The sequence below is a fragment of the Paraburkholderia lycopersici genome, from assembly GCF_900096975.1.
Lineage (GTDB): Bacteria > Pseudomonadota > Gammaproteobacteria > Burkholderiales > Burkholderiaceae > Paraburkholderia > Paraburkholderia lycopersici.
The window spans coordinates 1-17,772 of sequence record NZ_FMYQ01000044.1 but is presented as its reverse complement, the minus strand read 5'-3'; the positions used below and the strand labels follow the sequence as shown (position 1 = coordinate 17,772).

Annotated in this window: 15 protein-coding genes and 1 pseudogene; 12 read left to right on the top strand and 4 right to left on the bottom strand. The window is 65.8% G+C overall.

The genetic code is table 11. The annotated features are described in order from the left end of the window. Positions 1 to 5 precede the first annotated feature (5 nt). Complete coding sequence (locus BLU17_RS30335; RefSeq protein ID WP_092005858.1) at positions 6 to 869, top strand: SDR family oxidoreductase; 864 nt, start codon at positions 6 to 8, stop codon at positions 867 to 869. A gap of 14 nt (positions 870 to 883) precedes the next feature. Here the strand turns inward: BLU17_RS30335 and BLU17_RS30330 are convergent, their stop codons facing one another. Further along, positions 884 to 3,574, bottom strand: a complete 2,691-nt coding sequence (locus tag BLU17_RS30330) for an ATP-binding cassette domain-containing protein (RefSeq protein WP_092005940.1) — start codon at positions 3,572 to 3,574, stop codon at positions 884 to 886. A gap of 374 nt (positions 3,575 to 3,948) precedes the next feature. Between BLU17_RS30330 and BLU17_RS30325 the strand changes: the two genes are divergently transcribed. The 9 genes from BLU17_RS30325 to BLU17_RS30285 all read left to right on the top strand — a co-directional run bounded on the left by BLU17_RS30325 (position 3,949) and on the right by BLU17_RS30285 (position 14,053). After that, positions 3,949 to 5,238, top strand: a complete 1,290-nt coding sequence (locus BLU17_RS30325) for a glycosyltransferase family 4 protein (protein ID WP_092005855.1) — start codon at positions 3,949 to 3,951, stop codon at positions 5,236 to 5,238. A gap of 12 nt (positions 5,239 to 5,250) precedes the next feature. Then, positions 5,251 to 5,907, top strand: a complete 657-nt coding sequence (locus BLU17_RS30320; RefSeq protein WP_092005852.1) for a D-glycero-alpha-D-manno-heptose-1,7-bisphosphate 7-phosphatase — start codon at positions 5,251 to 5,253, stop codon at positions 5,905 to 5,907. A gap of 134 nt (positions 5,908 to 6,041) precedes the next feature. Further along, entirely contained in the window at positions 6,042 to 7,103 is a 1,062-nt protein-coding gene (locus BLU17_RS30315) for a glycosyltransferase family 9 protein (protein ID WP_342713885.1), read from the top strand. A 35-nt stretch (positions 7,104 to 7,138) separates the two neighbouring features. After that, positions 7,139 to 8,896, top strand: a complete 1,758-nt coding sequence (locus BLU17_RS30310) for a carbamoyltransferase family protein (protein ID WP_092005846.1) — start codon at positions 7,139 to 7,141, stop codon at positions 8,894 to 8,896. Beyond that, on the top strand, positions 8,893 to 9,954 hold the full coding sequence (locus BLU17_RS30305) for a glycosyltransferase family 2 protein (protein WP_092005843.1): 1,062 nt from the start codon (positions 8,893 to 8,895) through the stop codon (positions 9,952 to 9,954). Before BLU17_RS30310 ends, BLU17_RS30305 begins: the two co-directional genes overlap by 4 nt. A gap of 11 nt (positions 9,955 to 9,965) precedes the next feature. After that, on the top strand, positions 9,966 to 11,096 hold the full coding sequence (locus BLU17_RS30300) for a glycosyltransferase family 9 protein (protein ID WP_425434161.1): 1,131 nt from the start codon (positions 9,966 to 9,968) through the stop codon (positions 11,094 to 11,096). Beyond that, a complete protein-coding gene (locus BLU17_RS30295) occupies positions 11,093 to 12,049 on the top strand; it encodes a glycosyltransferase family 4 protein (protein ID WP_092005937.1) in 957 nt (318 codons plus the stop codon). Before BLU17_RS30300 ends, BLU17_RS30295 begins: the two co-directional genes overlap by 4 nt. A 37-nt stretch (positions 12,050 to 12,086) precedes the next feature. Then, entirely contained in the window at positions 12,087 to 13,130 is a 1,044-nt protein-coding gene (locus tag BLU17_RS30290) for a UDP-glucuronic acid decarboxylase family protein (protein ID WP_092005841.1), read from the top strand. Further along, on the top strand, positions 13,109 to 14,053 hold the full coding sequence (locus BLU17_RS30285; RefSeq protein ID WP_092005838.1) for a glycosyltransferase family 2 protein: 945 nt from the start codon (positions 13,109 to 13,111) through the stop codon (positions 14,051 to 14,053). Before BLU17_RS30290 ends, BLU17_RS30285 begins: the two co-directional genes overlap by 22 nt. Positions 14,054 to 14,316: 263 nt before the next feature. Here BLU17_RS30285 and BLU17_RS30280 read toward each other — a convergent pair whose 3' ends face one another. Both BLU17_RS30280 and BLU17_RS30275 read right to left on the bottom strand, forming a co-directional pair. Further along, positions 14,317 to 14,922 (bottom strand): PIG-L deacetylase family protein, encoded by a 606-nt coding sequence (locus tag BLU17_RS30280; protein ID WP_245747087.1) that lies wholly within the window; start codon positions 14,920 to 14,922, stop codon positions 14,317 to 14,319. Continuing rightward, positions 14,919 to 15,965, bottom strand: coding sequence for a flavodoxin family protein (locus tag BLU17_RS30275; RefSeq protein ID WP_245747093.1), 1,047 nt, complete (start codon positions 15,963 to 15,965; stop codon positions 14,919 to 14,921). Before BLU17_RS30275 ends, BLU17_RS30280 begins: the two co-directional genes overlap by 4 nt. 434 nt (positions 15,966 to 16,399) lie before the next feature. On the opposite strand from BLU17_RS30275, the gene tnpA reads away from it, so the two are divergent. Both tnpA and tnpB read left to right on the top strand, forming a co-directional pair. Then, a complete protein-coding gene (tnpA, locus tag BLU17_RS34345) occupies positions 16,400 to 16,795 on the top strand; it encodes an IS66-like element accessory protein TnpA (protein ID WP_176929237.1) in 396 nt (131 codons plus the stop codon). Then, a complete protein-coding gene (gene tnpB / locus BLU17_RS34690; protein ID WP_092005829.1) occupies positions 16,792 to 17,112 on the top strand; it encodes an IS66 family insertion sequence element accessory protein TnpB in 321 nt (106 codons plus the stop codon). Before tnpA ends, tnpB begins: the two co-directional genes overlap by 4 nt. On the opposite strand, the pseudogene BLU17_RS30260 reads toward tnpB, so the two are convergent. Further along, positions 17,024 to 17,452, bottom strand: a pseudogene (locus tag BLU17_RS30260) (LuxR C-terminal-related transcriptional regulator); the annotation flags it as partial. The gene tnpB and the pseudogene BLU17_RS30260 overlap by 89 nt on opposite strands. Positions 17,453 to 17,772: the final 320 nt, after the last annotated feature.

The window sequence follows — 17,772 nt, the reverse complement described above, 5'->3', positions numbered from 1 at the left end:
GGACCATGAACGAACATCGCCCCGCCCCGCCCATGCCCGATCAGCAGCAGGACCGCACGCCTGGGCGCACCGCACCTATGGACCCGCAACCCGATCACGGCGAAAAGAGTTATCGCGGGTCGGGACGGCTTGCCGGCAAGGTCGCCCTCGTCACGGGCGGCGACAGCGGCATTGGCCGCGCGGTATGCATCGCGTTTGCGCGCGAGGGTGCTGACGTGGCCATCGCGTTCTACGACGAGCACGACGATGCGAAGGAAACGGCGCGCTGGGTGGAAGACGCCGGACGCCGCGCGCTCCTTCTGCCCGGCGACATCCGCGACCGTGCGTGGTGCCGCGAGCTCGTGAGCACGACCGCGCGCGAGCTGGGCAAGCTCGACATACTCGTGAACAACGCCGCGTACCAGATGACGCATGAGTCGATCGAATCGATCAGCGACGAGGAATGGGATCGCACCTTCGATACCAATATCGGCGCCATGTTCCGCATTTCACGCGAGGCGGTCGCGCTCATGCAGCCGGGCGCTGCCATCATCAATACCGCGTCAATCAACGCGGACAAGCCCAAGCCCACACTGCTTGCCTATGCCGCCACGAAGGGCGCGATCCAGAACCTCACCGGCGGTCTCGCCCAACTCGTGGCCGGGCGCGGCATCCGTGTGAATTGCGTCGCGCCGGGCCCGATCTGGACACCGCTCATTCCGTCGACCATGCCGGCCGAAGACGTGCGCGACTTCGGCAAGGCGACGCCAATGGGGCGGCCAGGGCAACCTGCGGAGCTAGCCGGTGCGTATGTGCTGCTCGCGTCGCACGAGGGCAGCTACATCTCTGGCGCCACTGTTGCGGTGACGGGCGGCACGCCCCTCATCTAGACGGCGGGCCAGAGTCAGTGGCTGGCGCCGGCGCCTTCGTTACCGCCTTGCGTTGCCGCGACGATCGCGGCCAGCAGCGCCGGCACCGCAACTGGCTTGGTGAGCCGCGCGGCGAACAGGCTGCGTTCTTCGCCGGGGGAATCGGCACGCGCAACCTGGCCCGTCATGGCGATGGCAGGAAGCACTTTGCCTGCATAGTCGCCGCGCGCTTCCATGTCTCGTAGCGCTGCGACGATTTGCGTTCCGTCTTCGCCGTCTAGCTGCAAGTCGCACAGCAGTACATCTGGCCACCTGGCGCGCGGCGTCTCGCGCAACCCGGCGAGCCATCGCGCGCCGCTACTTTCGAGCTGCACGATCGCCCCATGCAATGTGAGCGCAGCTTCCAGCGCGTCGCGCGTTTGCTCTTCGTCGTCGAGCACGGCTATGCGCAGTCCGGCGAGTTCGCCTCCGCGCTCCGGGGTGCGCTCGGGCAGCAGCGCATGCAGCGGCAGCGCCACGGCGTAGTGCACGCGGCGGCCTTCGGGATCTAGCGTGAGACTCGCGCCCGCCTTGCGCAGCAGCGCTTCGATACGCGCGAGGGCGCTGTCGTCGAGCGGTACGGGCCGCGCGCCGCCCGCCACGCCGAGCAAGACCGTATTGGCGCTGCGCCGCGCGGCCAGTTGCACGCCGCGCGTTTCTCGCGTGGCCCCTGCCGAGGTAACAGAAGCCGCGATCAACGCCGCATTCTGCACTTCGTTCTCCACGAGCAGCGTGAGCGCCACCAGTAACGCGTCGCCGTTCGCGACAGTGGCATAGAGCCCGTCGTCGGGTTGCGTGACGAGCCGCGCCGCCGCTCCGCCCAGCGAATCACGAACACGCTCGGCCACCCGTCCAAGCAGGTTCGCCACGTTCACGGGCGTCGTCACGAGCCGCCGCTCAGCGTGCTCGAGATCGTCCTGCTGCCATTGCATCGCCCACATCTTCGCATACACGCCCTCGCGGGCGAGCAGCGCGTCGTGCCGCCCCTGCTCGACAATTCGGCCGTGCTCCATCACGAGTATCAAATCTGCATCGACAATCGTTGAAAGACGGTGCGCGATCACGATCGTCGTGCGCCCGTGTGCGAGGCGCTGCAATTCGTTCTGGATCGCCCGCTCCGAGCGCGTGTCGAGCGCCGAGGTCGCTTCGTCGAACACCATGATGCGCGGGTTTTTGAGGATCGCGCGAGCGATTGCGATGCGCTGCCGTTCTCCCCCCGACAGGCGTACGCCGCGCTCGCCCACACGCGTTTCATAGTGGTCGGGCAGGCGCTCGATCAAGTCGTCGAGCTGGGCCGCGCGCGCCGCGCGCACCACATCGGCCCGGGTGGCATCGGGCTGGCCGTAGGCGATGTTGTACGCTATTGTCTCATTGAACAGCACCGTGTCCTGCGGCACGATGCCGATCGCTTCGCGCAGGCTCGATTGCGTGCTGTGCGCAATGTCGTGGCCGTCGATGGCGATGGTCCCGCGCTGCGGCTGGTAGAAGCGGAACAGCAGACGGATCAGCGTGGATTTACCCGAGCCGCTGCCACCCACCACGGCAACGGTGCGCCCTGGCTCGGCCAGGAATCCCACATCGTGCAGCAGGGGGCGCCCCGCGTCGTAGCCAAAATCGACGTGCCGGAACGCCACCTCGCCTTCTCGCACGACCAGCGCGCGCGCTCCAGGCATGTCCTCATCTTCGCCCGGCGTGCCGCGCACACAGAGGATGGCGAAGAGCCTCTCGACATCGACGAAGGCATCGTTGGCCTCGCGAAACACGAAGCCGAGTGTATTGAGCGGCGCGCACACCTGAATGATGTATGCGTTGATGAGGATAAGATCGCCCACCGTCATCGAGCGAGTCAGCACGTTCTGCACGGCGATCACCATCACTGCCGCAATACCTGTCGCCACCACGCCACTCTGGCCCACGTGCAGCACGGTCAGCGCGCGCTGGTTCGCCGTGCGCGCGAGGACCCAGTCGTCGAGCACGCTGCGCAGCCGTGCGACTTCGTGCTGCTCCGTCGAAAAGTACTTGACCGTGTCGTGATTGAGGAGGCTGTCGACGAGCCGACCGTCCGCCTGCGCCTCCAGCGCGTTCACCGCGCGCTGGAACGCGAACCGGCGGCGCGTGTAAATCGCGGTCCAGGTCCCATAGCACGCAAAGGTCCCGGCGATGGCGAGCACGAAGGCGCTGTCGTAGTGCGACGCGACGATCGCCACAACCACTGCGATTTCGAACACCGTGGGCAGCACAGAAAACAGCGCGGTGCCAAGCAGGAAGCCCAGCCCGTCCGCGCCCTTTTGGACGTCGCGCACGATCGCACCCGTTTCGCGTTGCGCATGAAAGCGCGCGCCCAGACGGTGTAGCTGAGCGAACGTACGTTCGCGCAGCGTGGCCACCGCGCGCTGCACGACGATGCTGAACGCCACATCGCGTGCCTCGCCGAGCGCGTCCGACAGGAAGCGCAGCAGCGCATAGACGATGGCGAGCAGCGCCGGCAGCATCGCCAGCGAGTGAATGCGGCCGAGATCGTCGATCAGATGCTTGAGTGCGATCGGCACCGAGACGGCGCCTAGACGCGCCAGGATCATCAGCGACGCCGCCGCTGCGGTGGCACTGCGATGCCGCCACAGCGCCTCGCCGAGCGTGTGCAGGATGCGCGAGCGCACGGCACGCCGACTGGGCGTTGCTCCATTCATCGCGCTGATGCCCCAGAAGTGATAGTGGAGCGGACCGTTGCGCAATCGACGCTCCCGCGACGGCCAGCCAGCTGGCATTGCCCGAGCGTGTCGAAACGTCTTGCGGCCCGATGTAAAAACGCGTCGCCTTTTGACACATGTGTACCGGTTTTCGTCACGCGATGACGGCCTCGTTGCGGACGGTCCGCAGATACCCGCTTCGAGCGGTACCCGCATGACTCGCGCGCCGCGCCTCCCATCCTTGCGCACTCCCAACCAACGGCACAGCAAATGCGCTTGCGCCGTTGCACCGGGTGCAACATTCGGGGAGCTGTTCCGTGCCCCCTTTTGCATGCGGCACATTGCTCGCCACCCACTTCTCGCGAGGACACGTCATGAAAATCGCACTCGTCAGTGAACACGCATCGCCGCTCGCCGTGGCGGGCGGCGTCGATACCGGCGGACAGAACATCTACGTCGCGCATGTCGCGCGTCAACTCCAGCGCGCCGGACATCAGGTCGACGTCTTCACGCGGCGCGACCGCGCCTTGCTGCCGCCCCTTCTGGAGATGGACGGCGTACGCGTGATTCACGTCCCCGCCGGGCCGCCCATGCAGCTGCCCAAGGAACTGCTGCTGCCCCACATGCCCCGGTTCGCCGAGTTTCTCGTGGACTTTTGCCGCGCCGAAAGGCGTCCCTACGACGTCATTCACGCCAACTTCTTCATGTCGGGCCTGGCGGCGCTCGCGGTCAAGGACGCGCTTCATGTGCCGCTCGTCATGACGTTCCATGCGCTCGGACGCGTGCGGCGCCTGCACCAGGGTGCGAACGACGGTTTTCCCGATGAGCGCTTTGCGATCGAAGATGAGCTCGTGCGGCGCGCGGACTGTATCGTCGCCGAGTGTCCGGCCGACGAAGCCGACCTCGTCGAGCATTATCGCGCCGACCCCGCGCGGATTGCCGTCATCGCCTGCGGTTTCGATCCCGACGAGTTTTCGCCCGTGGACCAGCGGCAGGCGCGCCGCCGTCTGGGCTGGGCCACCAGCGAATTCTGCGTGTTGCAACTCGGCCGCCTCGTGGAGCGCAAGGGTATCGACAACGTCGTGCGCGGTGTGGCCGCGCTCGAGGCGCGCCACGGCGTGAAAGCCCGGCTCTATGTCGTTGGCGGCGACGCGGACACGCCAAACGAAATCGCCACACCCGAGATCGCCCGACTGCGCGGAATTGCGCACCGCTGCGGGATCGAGCCACGCGTGACCTTCGTGGGCCGCCGTGAGCGTTCGCAGTTGCGCGACTTCTATAGCGCCGCCGACGTGTTCGTGACCACGCCGTGGTACGAGCCATTCGGCATCACGCCCGTGGAGGCAATGGCATGCGCCACGCCTGTCATCGGCGCGGATGTGGGTGGCATTCGCCATTCGGTACGTCACGGCGAAACGGGATGGCTCGTGCCGCCGCGCGATCCCCAGGCGCTCGCCGAGCGCCTGCTTGCCATTCATGACGACCCCGCGCACGCCCGCGCGATGGGCGAAGCGGGACGCAAGCGCGCCCAGGCGTACTTTACGTGGCGGCAGATCGGTCTCGAACTCGAAGACGTGTATGCGCAGCTTGCCGGAGTGCGCCTCGACACGCGCGAGCACGCGAGGGAAACCACCCAGGGCCGCGTGCTGCGCGCCGTGGGCTGAGGAGCGAACCATATGCTGAAACGAACCACAGGGCCCCGCGGATTGCTCGCTACCCGCCCAGCGGTGTTCCTGGACAAGGATGGCACACTGCTCGAAGACGTGCCGCACAACGTCGATCCCTCACGCATGCGTTTCGCCCCAGGCGCCGCGCGGGCGCTCGCGCTGCTCGCGCGAACGCAACTACCGCTATTCGTGGTGAGCAACCAGCGCGGCGTTGCGCTCGGGCGCTTCGCGCACGCGGCGCTCGGCGGCGTGGAGGCGCAGTTGCGCCGCATGTTCGTCGGCTGCGGCGCCACGCTGCATGCTGCGTACTGGTGTCCGCACGACCCGCTCGGCCATGTAGCGCCCTACGCGTGCAACTGCACCTGTCGCAAGCCTGCGCCCGGCATGCTGCTGCGCGCGAGCCGCGAGCATGGCATCGACCTCGCGCGCAGCTGGATGGTCGGCGACATCCTCGACGACGTGGAAGCGGGCAATCGCGCGGGTTGCCGCGCGATCCTCGCCGATTGCGGCAATGAGACCTTGTGGCAAAGCGCGCCAGCGCGCCTGCCCTACGCGATCGTTGCAGATCTGCACGAGGCGGCACAGCTGATCATCGAGCGTTACGAGCACGAACGGCGCGTACGGGTGCCAACGCACCACGGCGCACAGGAGGCGGCGCTGCGATGAACGGAACCGCCTTTGCCATCACGCCGCGCGATGCGCACTCGCGCTCGCCACGCCGGCAGCCTGCATGCAGGCCCTGGGGGACCGAGGTCAGACGCATTCTCTGCGTACGCCTCGATCAACTAGGCGACGTGCTGATGACCACGCCCGCAATGCACGCGCTGCGCGAAAGCGCGCCGCGCCGTCATATCACCCTGCTGACTTCGGCCGCAGGCGCGGCCATGGCGCCCTATCTGCCCGACGTGGACGACGTCATCGAATACGACGCGCCATGGGCCAACGGCGCTCACGCATCAGCCAAAGGACACGCCGACGGCGCGGGCAACGAAGACGCCGTGCTCGCGCGCGTGCGCGCCGGGCGCTTCGACGCCGCGGCGATCTTCACGGTCTACAGCCAGAATCCGCTGCCGGCCGCAACGCTGTGCTTCTTCGCGGGGATCGAGCGGCGTCTCGCGCATTGCCGCGAGAATCCTTACGCATTGCTGACTAACTGGCTGCCGGAGCGCGAGCCGCAGACGGACGTGCGCCACGAAGTCGAGCGGCAGCTCGCGCTCGTGCGCAGCGTGGGCGCCGATCTCGCCGACCCGGCCGATTCACGCATGCGCATGAGCGTGGACCCCGCCGCGCGCATCACGCTCGCGCAGAAGCTGCGCATGTATGGCGTCGATCCTGCCGAGCCTTGCATCGTCGTGCATGCGGGCGCGAGCGCGCCTTCCCGGCGGTATCCCCCGGCGCTCTTCGCCGAAGCGCTCGATCTGCTCGCGCCCACAGTGCGTTGCCCGTTGCTGCTCACCGGAAGCCTCGGGGAAAGCGCGTTGACGCGCGACGTGATGCGTTTCTCGCGCTCTCCGGGCAGCACGCGCCTGGTCGATCTCGCGGGGGCGCTCACGCTCGGCGAATTGATCGCATTGCTCGACCAGGCTTCACTGCTCATCGCCAACAACAGCGGGCCGGCGCATCTGGCCGCCGCGCTCGGCAAACCCGTGGTCGATCTCTACGCGCTCACGAATCCGCAGCACTCGCCGTGGATGACGCCGCACCGCCTGCTCTATCGGGACGTGGCGTGCCGATGGTGCTATCGCGGCGAGTGCCCCGAAGGCCACCACGCCTGCCTGCGCGGCGTGCCCCCGGGCGACGTCGCGCGAGCGGCGCGCGAACTGCTCGAGGAAGCCGGCGCGCATGCGCCGCAGCCCGCCTGACCCTGCAACCCACCGCCCGCAACGGGAGACCGTTCATGTACACACTCGGAATCAATGCCGTTTATCACGACAGCGCCGCGGCGCTGGTCCATGACGGCGTGGTGATCGCCGCCGCCGAAGACGAGCGCTTCACGCACGTCAAGCACGCCAAGCGTCCCGTGCCGTTCTCGACATGGCAACTGCCCTTCGACGCCATCGACGCCTGCCTCAGGGAAGCCGGCATCACGCTAGCCGACGTCGACCACGTTGCCTACTCCTACGACCCGGCTCTCTTTCCGGATATGCCGACCCGGCCCGGCGCGACCATCGCGTTGCCACTCGACCCCTCGCGCGCGCGCATCGAAGCCAACGCGTCGCCATGGGACCCGCTCTTTCTCAGCTATATCGTGAATGCGAAGGCGCAGTTGCTGGACGGCGCGCCGCATCATCTGCGCAAGCGCTTTGCGGGCGTGGACCGCGAAAACGGCTTCGTCTGGCATAACGTCGAGCACCACCTCGCTCACGAAGCGAGCGCGTTTCTCGCAAGCCCCTTCGACGCATGCGCCGTTCTGACCATGGACGGTCGCGGCGAAGGCGTCACCACGAGCCTTGGCGAATTTCGCGACGGCAAGTACAAGCGCATCACCCAGGTGGAGTTGCCGCATTCGCTCGGGCTGCTCTACGAAGCCGTGACAGGCTGGCTCGGCTTCCTGCATTCTTCCGACGAGTACAAGGTCATGGCCCTCGCCTCGTTTGGCGAACCGGCCTATGCCGACCAGTTCCGCGAAATCGTACAGTACAACGGCAATGGCCATTACACCGTCGCCGACCCGCACCTCGTGGACCGCTTCGGCGTACCGCGCGAACGCGGCGGCCCCCTGGAGCAGCGGCATTTCGATATCGCCGCCTCGCTGCAGTGCGTGCTGGAAGAAACGGTGCTGGAGATGGCGCGCTGGCTCCATACGCGCACGGGACTGCCGAAGCTGTGCATGGCGGGCGGCGTAGCGCTGAACTGCGTGATGAACTCGTATGTGCGGGATAACGGCCCGTTCGACGACATCTGGGTGCAGCCCGCCGCGGGCGACGCAGGCACCGCGCTCGGCGCTGCGCTCTGGACCGACTACCGCTTGCGCAGCGAAGCGGCGCAAGCCGCAGGCGAACGCGCGGAACGCCGCTGGCAGATGGACCACGCCTACCTCGGGCCGGCGTTCGACGACGAGACCATCGAGCAGTTCCTGCGCTGGTCGAAAACCTCCTACCGGAGGCTTGACAATATCGCCGAGGAAGCCGCGCAACTGCTCGCCGACGGACATGTGATTGGCTGGTATCAGGGCCGCACGGAGTTCGGCCCCCGTGCGCTCGGCGCCCGTTCGATACTCGCTTCGCCCGTCGATCCCGGCATGCAGGCGAAGCTCAACGAGATCAAGGACCGCGAGGACTTTCGGCCGGTCGCGCCGGTCGTGCTGGAAGAGCGCGCCGCGCAATGGTTCGTGGGCGCGAGGCGCGCGCCGTTCATGCTGTTCATCTTCGACGTGCAGCCCGGGAAGGCCGAACGCATTCCCGCCGTGCGCCACGTGGACGGCACCGCGCGCATCCAGACCGTAAACCGCGACCAGCATCCGCTCTACTACGACCTGATCGCGGCGTTCGAACGGCGCACCGGCGTGCCGGTGCTCGTCAACACGTCGTTCAATACCCGCGGCGAGCCGATGGTCAACTCGCCGCGCGACGCGCTCGAATCGTTCTGGACCTCGCCGCTCGATGCGCTCGTGATCGGCCCCTTCCTCGTGCGCAAGAGCGAGGCACGCGCATGAGACCCGCCGACGTCGAGTTGCGCGAGCCGCGGCCCATCGGCGCGGAGGAACCCCGGTTCGATGGCTATGCGGGCGCATTGCTCGAACACCTGCGCATTGCCGTGGTCGTGCCGACGTACCATCGCGCGACGCTGCTCGGACAGTGCCTCACCGCGCTGTGCGCGCAGGATCTCTCGCCTGACGACTATGAAATCGTCGTGTGCGACGACGGACCGGACGACGAGACGCGCGCGACGGTGGAACGCATGGCGGCGATGCAAGCCGCCCGCGGGCTGGCGATCCGTTACGTGCCGGTGCGCGCCACCCAAGGGCCGGCTGCGGCGCGCAATGCGGGCTGGCGCGCGGCGCGCGCGCCGCTCATCGCGTTCACCGACGACGACACGATTGCCGACCCCGGCTGGCTGCGCGCGGGGCTTGCCGCGCTCGCGCACGCGCAAGCCGCCGCGGGCCGCATCGTCGTACCGCTGGGCGTGGCACCGAGCGATTATGAGCGCGACGCAAGCGGCCTTGCGCACGCCGAATTCGCTACGGCCAATGCGTTCGTGCAGCGCGCGACGCTCTCGCAGATCGGCGGCTTCGACGAGCGCTTCACAGCGGCGTGGCGCGAGGATTCGGACCTGCAGTTCGCATTGCTGCAGGCGGGCGCGAGTGTAGTACGCGCCGACGATGCCGTGGTCGTGCACCCTGTGCGTCCCGCGCGCTGGGGTGTGAGTCTCGCGCAGCAGCGCAAGAGCCGCTTCGAGGCGCTGTTGTTCCGCAAGCATCCGGCGCTGTATCGCGAGCGCATCGGGGCGGGGCCGCCGCTCCTTTACTACGCGGTGCTGATCAGCGTACTCGTGCTGCTAGCTTCTCTCGCCTGGGGTCAGCCGAGGGTCGCCCTGGCTGCGTTCGCCGCATGGATCGCCTGCACCGCTGCGTTCTGCGTACGCCGCTTGCGCGGTACGCGTCGCGACGCGCTCCATGTAGCCGAAATGATCTGGACGTCGCTGTGGATTCCGTTTCTTTCGATTTTCTGGCGGCTCCAGGGAGCCGCCAGTTACCGCGTGTGGTTCCTCTAACGGATGTGCCCATGCCGACTCTGCTCGACGCCCTCGCCCCCCGCCGCATCGTGATCTTCCGCGCGCTGCAGCTCGGCGACATGCTCTGCAGCGTGCCCGCGTTGCGCGCGTTGCGTGCAGCCTGCCCCCGCGCGCACATCGCCCTCGTCGGTCTGCCGTGGTCAGCCGATTTTGTGGCGCGCTACCCCACGCTGGTCGATGAGCACATTGTCTTTCCCGGCGCGCGCGGCTTTCCCGAACAGGCCGAGGACGAGCGCGGCCTGCCTGCGTTTCTCGACGCGATGCGCATGCGCCGCTTCGATCTCGCGATCCAGCTTCATGGCAGCGGAGGCGTGGCAAACGTGCTGGTTGATGAGTTCGGCGCGCGCGCGCTCGGAGGCTTTAGCCAGCCCGGCGAAGCGCCGCCGCCCGGCTGTTACCTGCCGTGGCCCGACGCGCTGCCCGAGCCGCAGCGCTACCTCGCGCTGATGCACGCGCTGGGCGCGCGAGGCCATGCGCTGCGCGACGACACCCTCTGGTTTCCGCTCTACGACGCGGACTACGCTGCGTGCGACGACCTCGTCGAGCGCTTTGGACTCGACCCCGGGCGGCTCGTGCTCGTGCATCCGGGTGCGCAGCTGCCCTCGCGGCGCTGGCCGGCCCAGCGCTTCGCCGCCGTTGCCGACGCACTCGCCTTTGACGGCTGGCAGATCGCCGTGACCGGCACCGCAGGCGAACGGGAGTTGACCGCGAGCGTACTGGGCGGCATGACGCAGACCGCTCATCACCTTGCGGGCGAAACCACGCTCGGTGCGCTCGCGGCGCTCGTGCGCAAGGCCCGGCTCGTGCTCTGCAACGACACGGGCATCTCGCATGTGGCGGCCGCTATGCGCACGCCGAGCGTGGTCGTCGCCTCTGGCAGCGATACGCGGCGCTGGGCGCCGCTCGACCGCGCCCGGCACCGCGTGCTCGCCGACTGGCCCGCTTGCCGCCCTTGCTCGTTCCATGCCTGCCCGTACGGCCACCCTTGCGCGCTCAACGTGAGCGCGGAGCAGGTCGCGGCCGTTGCGCAAGCTCACTTGCTCGACACCCAGGGCATGGCCGGCTTCACGGCCCGGGGCTACGGTGCCGCCATGCCGACGAGGAGGACCCCGCCATGCTGATGCGAAACACGCGGCCCTTGCGTGTGCTTTCCTGGCACGTGCACGGCAACTATCTTTACTACCTCACGCAGGCGCCGCACGACTTCCATGTCGTGACCAAACCGGGGCGGCCGGCGGGCTATGCGGGCCGCGCGGGTGTGCTTCCCTGGGGCGCGAACGTCCATGAGGTCGCTGCCGAAGACGTTGCGTCGCATGAGTTCGACGTAGTCGTGTACCAGCAGCGCAGCCATTGGGAGCATGACCGGTTCGAGCTGCTGAGCGACGCGCAGCGCCGCTTGCCGCGCGTGTATATCGAGCACGACCCGCCGCAGGAGGCGCCGTTTGCGCAGCGGCACTGGGTAGACGACGGCGGCGCGTTGCTCGTGCACGTGACGCCCTTCAACGCGCTGATGTGGGACAGCGGCGCGACGCCTACCCGTGTGATTGAGCATGGGGTGCTCGTGCCTGAAGGCGCGCGCTACACGGGCGCAACGTCGCGCGGCATCGTCGTCGTCAATCATCTGCGCGAGCGCGGACGGCGACTCGGTGCGGATGTGTTCGAGCAGGTTCGTCACAGGGTGCCGCTCGATCTCGTGGGCATGGACGCGCAAAGCCTCGGCGGCATCGGCGAGATTTCGAATATCGAGCTCGCGCAGTTCGTGTCACGCTACCGCTTCTTCTTCAATCCGATCCGCTGGACCAGCCTCGGTCTGGCCATTGTCGAGGCAATGATGGTCGGACTGCCCATTGTCGGGCTCGCCACGACGGAACTCGCAAGCGTGATACGCGATGGCGAGAACGGCTTCGTCGATACACGCATCGACCGGCTGGTCGACTGCATGCGCGCGCTCATCCGTGATCCCGCACTCGCACGGTGCCTCGGCGAACGCGCGCGGCGCGACGCGCTCGAACGCTTTTCCATCGATCGCTTCGCGCACGACTGGGATCTCGCGTTGCGGGAAGTGACCGCGTGAACGTGTGGCTTGCAGCACTTTTCAAAGGACGACAAACGTGAAAGAACTGAACCGCAAACGCATTCTCGTCACCGGCGGCGCGGGCTTTCTCGGCTCGCATTTGTGCGAGCGGCTCGTGGCGCTTGGCCACGACGTGCTGTGCGTGGATAACTTCTATACCGGCTCCAAGCGCAACGTGGCGCATCTGCTCGACAACGCCAACTTTGAACTGATGCGCCACGACGTCACCTTTCCGCTGTACGTGGAAGTGGACGAGATCTACAACCTCGCCTGCCCCGCCTCGCCGGTGCACTATCAGCACGATCCGGTGCAAACGACCAAAACGAGCGTGCACGGCGCGATCAACATGCTCGGGCTCGCCAAGCGCGTGCGGGCGAAACTGCTGCAGGCTTCCACCAGCGAAGTCTACGGCGACGCGCGCCGCCATCCGCAAACAGAGGACTACTGGGGCCACGTGAATCCCATTGGCCCGCGCTCGTGCTACGACGAAGGCAAGCGCTGCGCCGAAACGCTGTGCATGGACTACATGCGCCAGCATGGCCTCGATATTCGCATTGCGCGGATCTTCAATACTTACGGGCCGCGCATGCATCCCCGCGACGGCCGTGTCATCTCGAACTTCGTCATGCAGGCGCTGGCCGGCGAACCGCTCACCGTCTATGGCGACGGATCGCAAACGCGATGTTTCTGCTACGTGGATGATCTGATCGACGCCCTCGTGCTGCTGATGAGCCGCGCAACGCCTCCCGACGGCCCCGTCAATATCGGCAATCCGCAGGAAATCTCGATGCTCGACACGGCCCGCCGCGTCATCGCCGCCGCGCGATCGATCTCGGAGATCGCATTCGCACCGCTGCCCGTGGACGATCCGTGCCGCCGTTGCCCTTCCATTGAACGCGCGCGCGTGCTGCTCGGCTGGTCGCCGCACACGTCGTTCGATGCCGGCTTGAACGCGACCATTGCGTACTTCCAGCGCGAGATCGCAAGCGCTGATCCAGGAGGCTTGCTTGTGAGCACCGCCGCAGCAGCGGCGACGACAAACCGAGCGGAGACGCAGGTATGCAAGGTCTCTTCTTCCTGAACCGCCGCATCAGCGTGGTCGTGCTCACGCACAACCGGCGCGCCGAAGTCATGCGCACGGTCGCCTCGCTGTTGCGTCTGCCGGAGCGGCCCGAAGTCATCGTGGTGGATAATGGCTCGACTGACGGCACGCCAAACCTGCTCGCCCAGACGTTTCCGGGTTTGCGCGTGCTGCGCTGCGAAGCCAATCTGGGTGCCGCTGCGCGTAATGCAGGCGCCTCACGTGTGACCACCGACTACGTGGCGTTCAGTGACGACGACACCGACTGGCAGCCGGGGTCGCTTGCGCGCGCTGTCGAATTGCTGGACCGTCATGCAAGCATTGGCGTGCTCTCCGCGTCCGTACGCGTAGGCAAGGACTACAAACTCGATCCCACCTGCGCGCTGATGGCCGCGAGCCCATTGGCGCATGCAGCTCATCCTCTGCCGAATCTGGTCGGCTTCATGGCAGGCGCATGCGTGTTCCGCACCACGCTCTTTAACGCGTTGGGCGGCTATGAACCGCGTCTTTTCATCGGCGGCGAGGAAGCATTACTTTCGCTTGATGTCTTGCAGGACGGCTACGATATCGCTTATGCGAGCGAGCTCGCAGTGCACCATCGGCCTTCGCTCGCGCGTGACAGCGCGCTGCGCCGCCGAATGCTCGCGCGCAATGCGGCGCTCGTCGCGTGGCTGCGTCTGCCACGTGGCGAAGCGCTGACGGCGACGTGGCGGGCTCTCGGCGGCGCGTGCCGTGCGGGTCGGCCAGGCGAGGATCTTTGGGAGCTTTGGCGGGGGATTGACTGGGCCATGCGCCGCCGACGGCCCGTTGCTGCTCACGTGCTGCGCATGCGCGCGGACGTGCGAGAGGCAGAAAGAAACCGAGGCGATTGCGCGCCGCGTGGGGCGTTCGAACAAGCGGACACGTCCGCTTCAGATTGGTAGTGGCGGCGCTGGCCTATGTGGGCAATGCATGCCGTTCCACCTGCCAGTAACGCTCGGGCCGCTCCACATCCGGCGGAAACGGCCCGAATGCACGCATCTGGCTCGGATATGCCCCCACTGCGCGTCGCTTGATCGCCGCGAGCCGCCGAGCCGGATACCGGCCGAATGCCTGCGCTCGGATTGGGCTCACCCGCAGGCGATCTGCTTCGAGGCGCTGGAAACCCTCATCGAGCACACCGGGCATTGCGCGGTAAATAGCGTCCTCATAGGCGATATATCGTGCAAGACACTCCCTTTGCAGCAGCAAACGGCACGCGGCGCCAACGAGTTGATGATCGGAATGCCACAGGCCGAATGGGCATACGGGCAAATAGGCGCCAAAACGCGCGAACTGGTCGGCCAAGGTGCGCAACGTCTTTGACGTCCGGCGTCGCGCCATACTGGCCATCCAGAAAATCCAGCCACAACGGCGTGGCGCCACACATCGCTAGCGCTCGCTCGTCCTCCCGCTTGCGCGCGCGCACGGCTTCCTGCGCATCGGCAAAGCCGCTGGCTTCATCCCGTTGCGTATGCATCGGCGCCGGGGGCTCGCCCGCGAACACCGTGCAAACGATCGAACCAGGGCACCTTGCGATGAGACCTGCGCAGCCGAGCACTGCGTCGTCCAGATGTGGCGAAACCACGATCAGCCGCGGCGCGCCGTCGCTCACGTCGTGAGGCAAAACAAGCGACATCGTCTCTCCTTTTGGAGTCCAGACGCACAATGGCATGCACGCGAGATGGCGCGGCGGGTCCCAATCGTACAGCTTGAAGCGCTCGCCCGTAGCTTGTACAACTGCACATTCCTGTGCAATGCTGACCAGATTCATTTCGCACGTGGCGGCTCGATACCTTCGTCGGCGCGATGCAGCTTGCCCGCGCGGAGCGCGACCACCGCTTTCCCCACCGCACGCGCCACGTTGGCCACCTCCTGCTGGAAGCGCACGTCGGCGTCGAGCGTGTCATGCGAGCTCGCGTAGGGTTCGTAGTAGCCCACCATGCGGTCGATGCGCGCCGACGCACCGGCGTCCACCCATCCCATCCAGTCGAGCCAGTCGGAAAGCGCGCGGCGCGTGTCCTCGATGCCTGCCACATCGCCATGCACGATCGCGCCGTACGCTCGTCCCGCAAGATGCTTGGGATAATGCCAGCCCGCCAGTTCAAGCGCTTTCGCTTCGTCCGGATGCTTCCCGTGAGTCGAGGAAGGGTCGGGATTGCCGCCGTCCGCGCATACGAGCCGGTCTATCATCAGCTTGAGCGGGCTACTCACCTGATACCAGTACACCGGCGTCACGAAAATCGCACCGTGGCAGGCCGCAAAGCGCTCATAGATCTCCGCCATCCAGTCGTTGACCTGACCGAGCGAATGGTTCGGATAGCAGCTGCACGGCCAGTGGCATAGCGGCATTGCCGTGGAAACACAGGCCTTGCACGGATAAATGTGGAGATCGGGTTCGGCGGCGAGGCGCGAGAGGTCCAGCATGTCGGCTTCGATCCCAGCCTGCGTCAGTTCATGCTCGCAGATCTGCGCGAGCCGGAAACTCTTCGACATTTCTCCCGGGCACGTATAGTCATTGCGCGACGATGCATTAACCACGAGCACGCGGGAGCGCGTATCGCTCTGCTGCTGGCGCCGCTGCGCGGCTTCAAGGCGCTCGTGCGTCAGACGCCATTCGGTGGAGAGATCATACTCCGGATCGGCGTAACCCTCCCCCGCCCTCGAGGTCATCGGCGCCTTGCGTCCTTCGCTATAGGCGTCCCAGGCAATTGTTTCGAGGCGCGCGAGCGCGGCGTCCTCGGCTCGAAACGCGGGATCGTGATAGCGCGCCATATAGCGCACCCGAAACGCCTCGCGCGACAGACCTTGCCTCATCTGTCCTTTTCGCACCTGCGGCGTGCGCGCTTCTCCCAACTTCTGTTTCATGGTGGATTCCTTCGCGATAGGGCTCGTCGAACGTCTCTGTCGCGCAATTGGCGTTCCGGCCTGGCCTCGCTGCCATGGCGTCCCGGCCCGGGCGCGCGGGTTGCGAAACGATCGATGCACCGTCTGCGCGCAGGCGATGCGAATCCATCACGCAACCTTCGATCATCTCAGGAGCCTATCATGGCGACGAACGCCGATTCCCCGCAGACTGGCGCGCGTATCGTCGGTAAAGGCAGTGAGACCGCGGCCGGCCCAGGCCCATCCATCGTGGCCGCGAGCAAGCTCGAAGGGTAACCGTCCGACTGTGACCGTATAGACGCCTGATGAAGCTGTCGCCATGCTTTTCCCGGGGCACATATGTCACTGTGCCCATAAAGGAAATCATGGACACAGTGACCGAATTCACCGAAGTCCAAGGCGCCCGCAAGTATCGGCGGCGTACACCGGACGAGAAGCGCCAGATCGTCGAGGAGACGTTATCCAGTGGACGTTCGGTGGCGGAGATCGCGCGTAGTCACGAAGTGAACGCGAATCAGGTGTTCGATTGGCGTAAGCAGTATCTCGAAGGACGGCTTGGTGCCGATGCGCGCGAATGTACCTTGCTGCCTGTCAGCGTAAATGAGACCAGCGACAGCGGCGTCACCGAACCGGCAGCATCCACCCCTGCCGCACCAACGAACGGCAAGATACGCATCCAGTTGCCTCGAGGCGAGATACACGTTGAAGGGCGCATCGATCCCGACACACTGCGCGTGGTGATCCAGTGCCTGAGCCGATGATCGGCTCGCTGGCGAACACACGCATCTGGGTTGCCGCCGGATTTACGGATATGCGCTGTGGCTTCGACGGCCTGGCCGCGAAGGTGCAGACCGTGCTGGCGAAAGATCCGTTCTTATGTGTCTCCGCGAAATATGTTGCGGCCGACCGCGAGGAGGCAAGCAGGCTGTTATGCCATGGCTCTGATCTCGGCGGTCGGCGACACATAAGGTACTGGAGGGCATGGCAGCCTAAGCAGCACCTGGATCTTCGAAAAGCCTTTGACGGATTGCGTACCGGATCAGGCCGTTATCATTGGGGATCTCCATCTTCTCGATGATGTGCGCCTTGTGACTGCTGACGGTTTTCACGCTCAGTTGCAGTTCAGCCGCGATCTCCGTCAGGCTCTTTCCCTCAACAATTGCCCTGAAAATCTCGAACTCGCGGTCTGTCAGTCGTTGATGCGGCATTGTCTCAATGGGTTCGTTCAGGTTCCGCGCAAGACGCTCAGCGACCGCGTTGCTCATATAGACCCCGCCGGAAGCGATTCTGGTCATTGCGCTGATCAACTCCCTGCTGGCGCTTTCCTTGGTCAGATAGCCGGAGGCCCCGGCCCTGAAGGCGCGTGCCGCATTTGCGGGGCCCGTATGCATCGTTACCACAAGAATCCGCAGGGAGGGCTCGCCCACTTGCGATTCTCGAACTGCTATTTTTACTTTTAAAAATCGCTTTTCAGGCGCTCATCGCTCACCGTCCTGCCCGGGAGTCACTGGCCCGAAATGATTCTCTACTTATGCATATCACCCTCACTTTATACCCGACGATCCCAAGCATATTTTAGGAACGCGGCACACAAGAGATTCAGTTGGCAAATATATTTCTTTCCACTGCTCCCGCGACTTCAGCTAAGAAGCTGTTGCGAAATTAAGTTTCTGGGCTGTTAACTTTTCTGACTTGGTGTTAACTTCCTGTCTTGTTTTGCCCGACAGGAAGCGATGCC

Excerpts from the sequence above, each read along its gene's own strand:
- BLU17_RS30315 (WP_342713885.1), top strand. The coding sequence starts at position 6,042 with ATGACCACGCCCGCAATGCACGCGCTGCGCGAAAGCGCGCCGCGCCGT.
- BLU17_RS30325 (WP_092005855.1), top strand. The coding sequence starts at position 3,949 with ATGAAAATCGCACTCGTCAGTGAACACGCATCGCCGCTCGCCGTGGCG.
- tnpA (WP_176929237.1), top strand. The coding sequence starts at position 16,400 with ATGGACACAGTGACCGAATTCACCGAAGTCCAAGGCGCCCGCAAGTAT.
- BLU17_RS30330 (WP_092005940.1), bottom strand. The coding sequence starts at position 3,574 with ATGAATGGAGCAACGCCCAGTCGGCGTGCCGTGCGCTCGCGCATCCTG.
- tnpB (WP_092005829.1), top strand. The coding sequence starts at position 16,792 with ATGATCGGCTCGCTGGCGAACACACGCATCTGGGTTGCCGCCGGATTT.
- BLU17_RS30280 (WP_245747087.1), bottom strand. The coding sequence starts at position 14,922 with ATGAATCTGGTCAGCATTGCACAGGAATGTGCAGTTGTACAAGCTACG.
- BLU17_RS30300 (WP_425434161.1), top strand. The coding sequence starts at position 9,966 with ATGCCGACTCTGCTCGACGCCCTCGCCCCCCGCCGCATCGTGATCTTC.
- BLU17_RS30320 (WP_092005852.1), top strand. The coding sequence starts at position 5,251 with ATGCTGAAACGAACCACAGGGCCCCGCGGATTGCTCGCTACCCGCCCA.
- BLU17_RS30335 (WP_092005858.1), top strand. The coding sequence starts at position 6 with ATGAACGAACATCGCCCCGCCCCGCCCATGCCCGATCAGCAGCAGGAC.
- BLU17_RS30305 (WP_092005843.1), top strand. The coding sequence starts at position 8,893 with ATGAGACCCGCCGACGTCGAGTTGCGCGAGCCGCGGCCCATCGGCGCG.
- BLU17_RS30310 (WP_092005846.1), top strand. The coding sequence starts at position 7,139 with ATGTACACACTCGGAATCAATGCCGTTTATCACGACAGCGCCGCGGCG.
- BLU17_RS30275 (WP_245747093.1), bottom strand. The coding sequence starts at position 15,965 with ATGAGGCAAGGTCTGTCGCGCGAGGCGTTTCGGGTGCGCTATATGGCG.
- BLU17_RS30285 (WP_092005838.1), top strand. The coding sequence starts at position 13,109 with ATGCAAGGTCTCTTCTTCCTGAACCGCCGCATCAGCGTGGTCGTGCTC.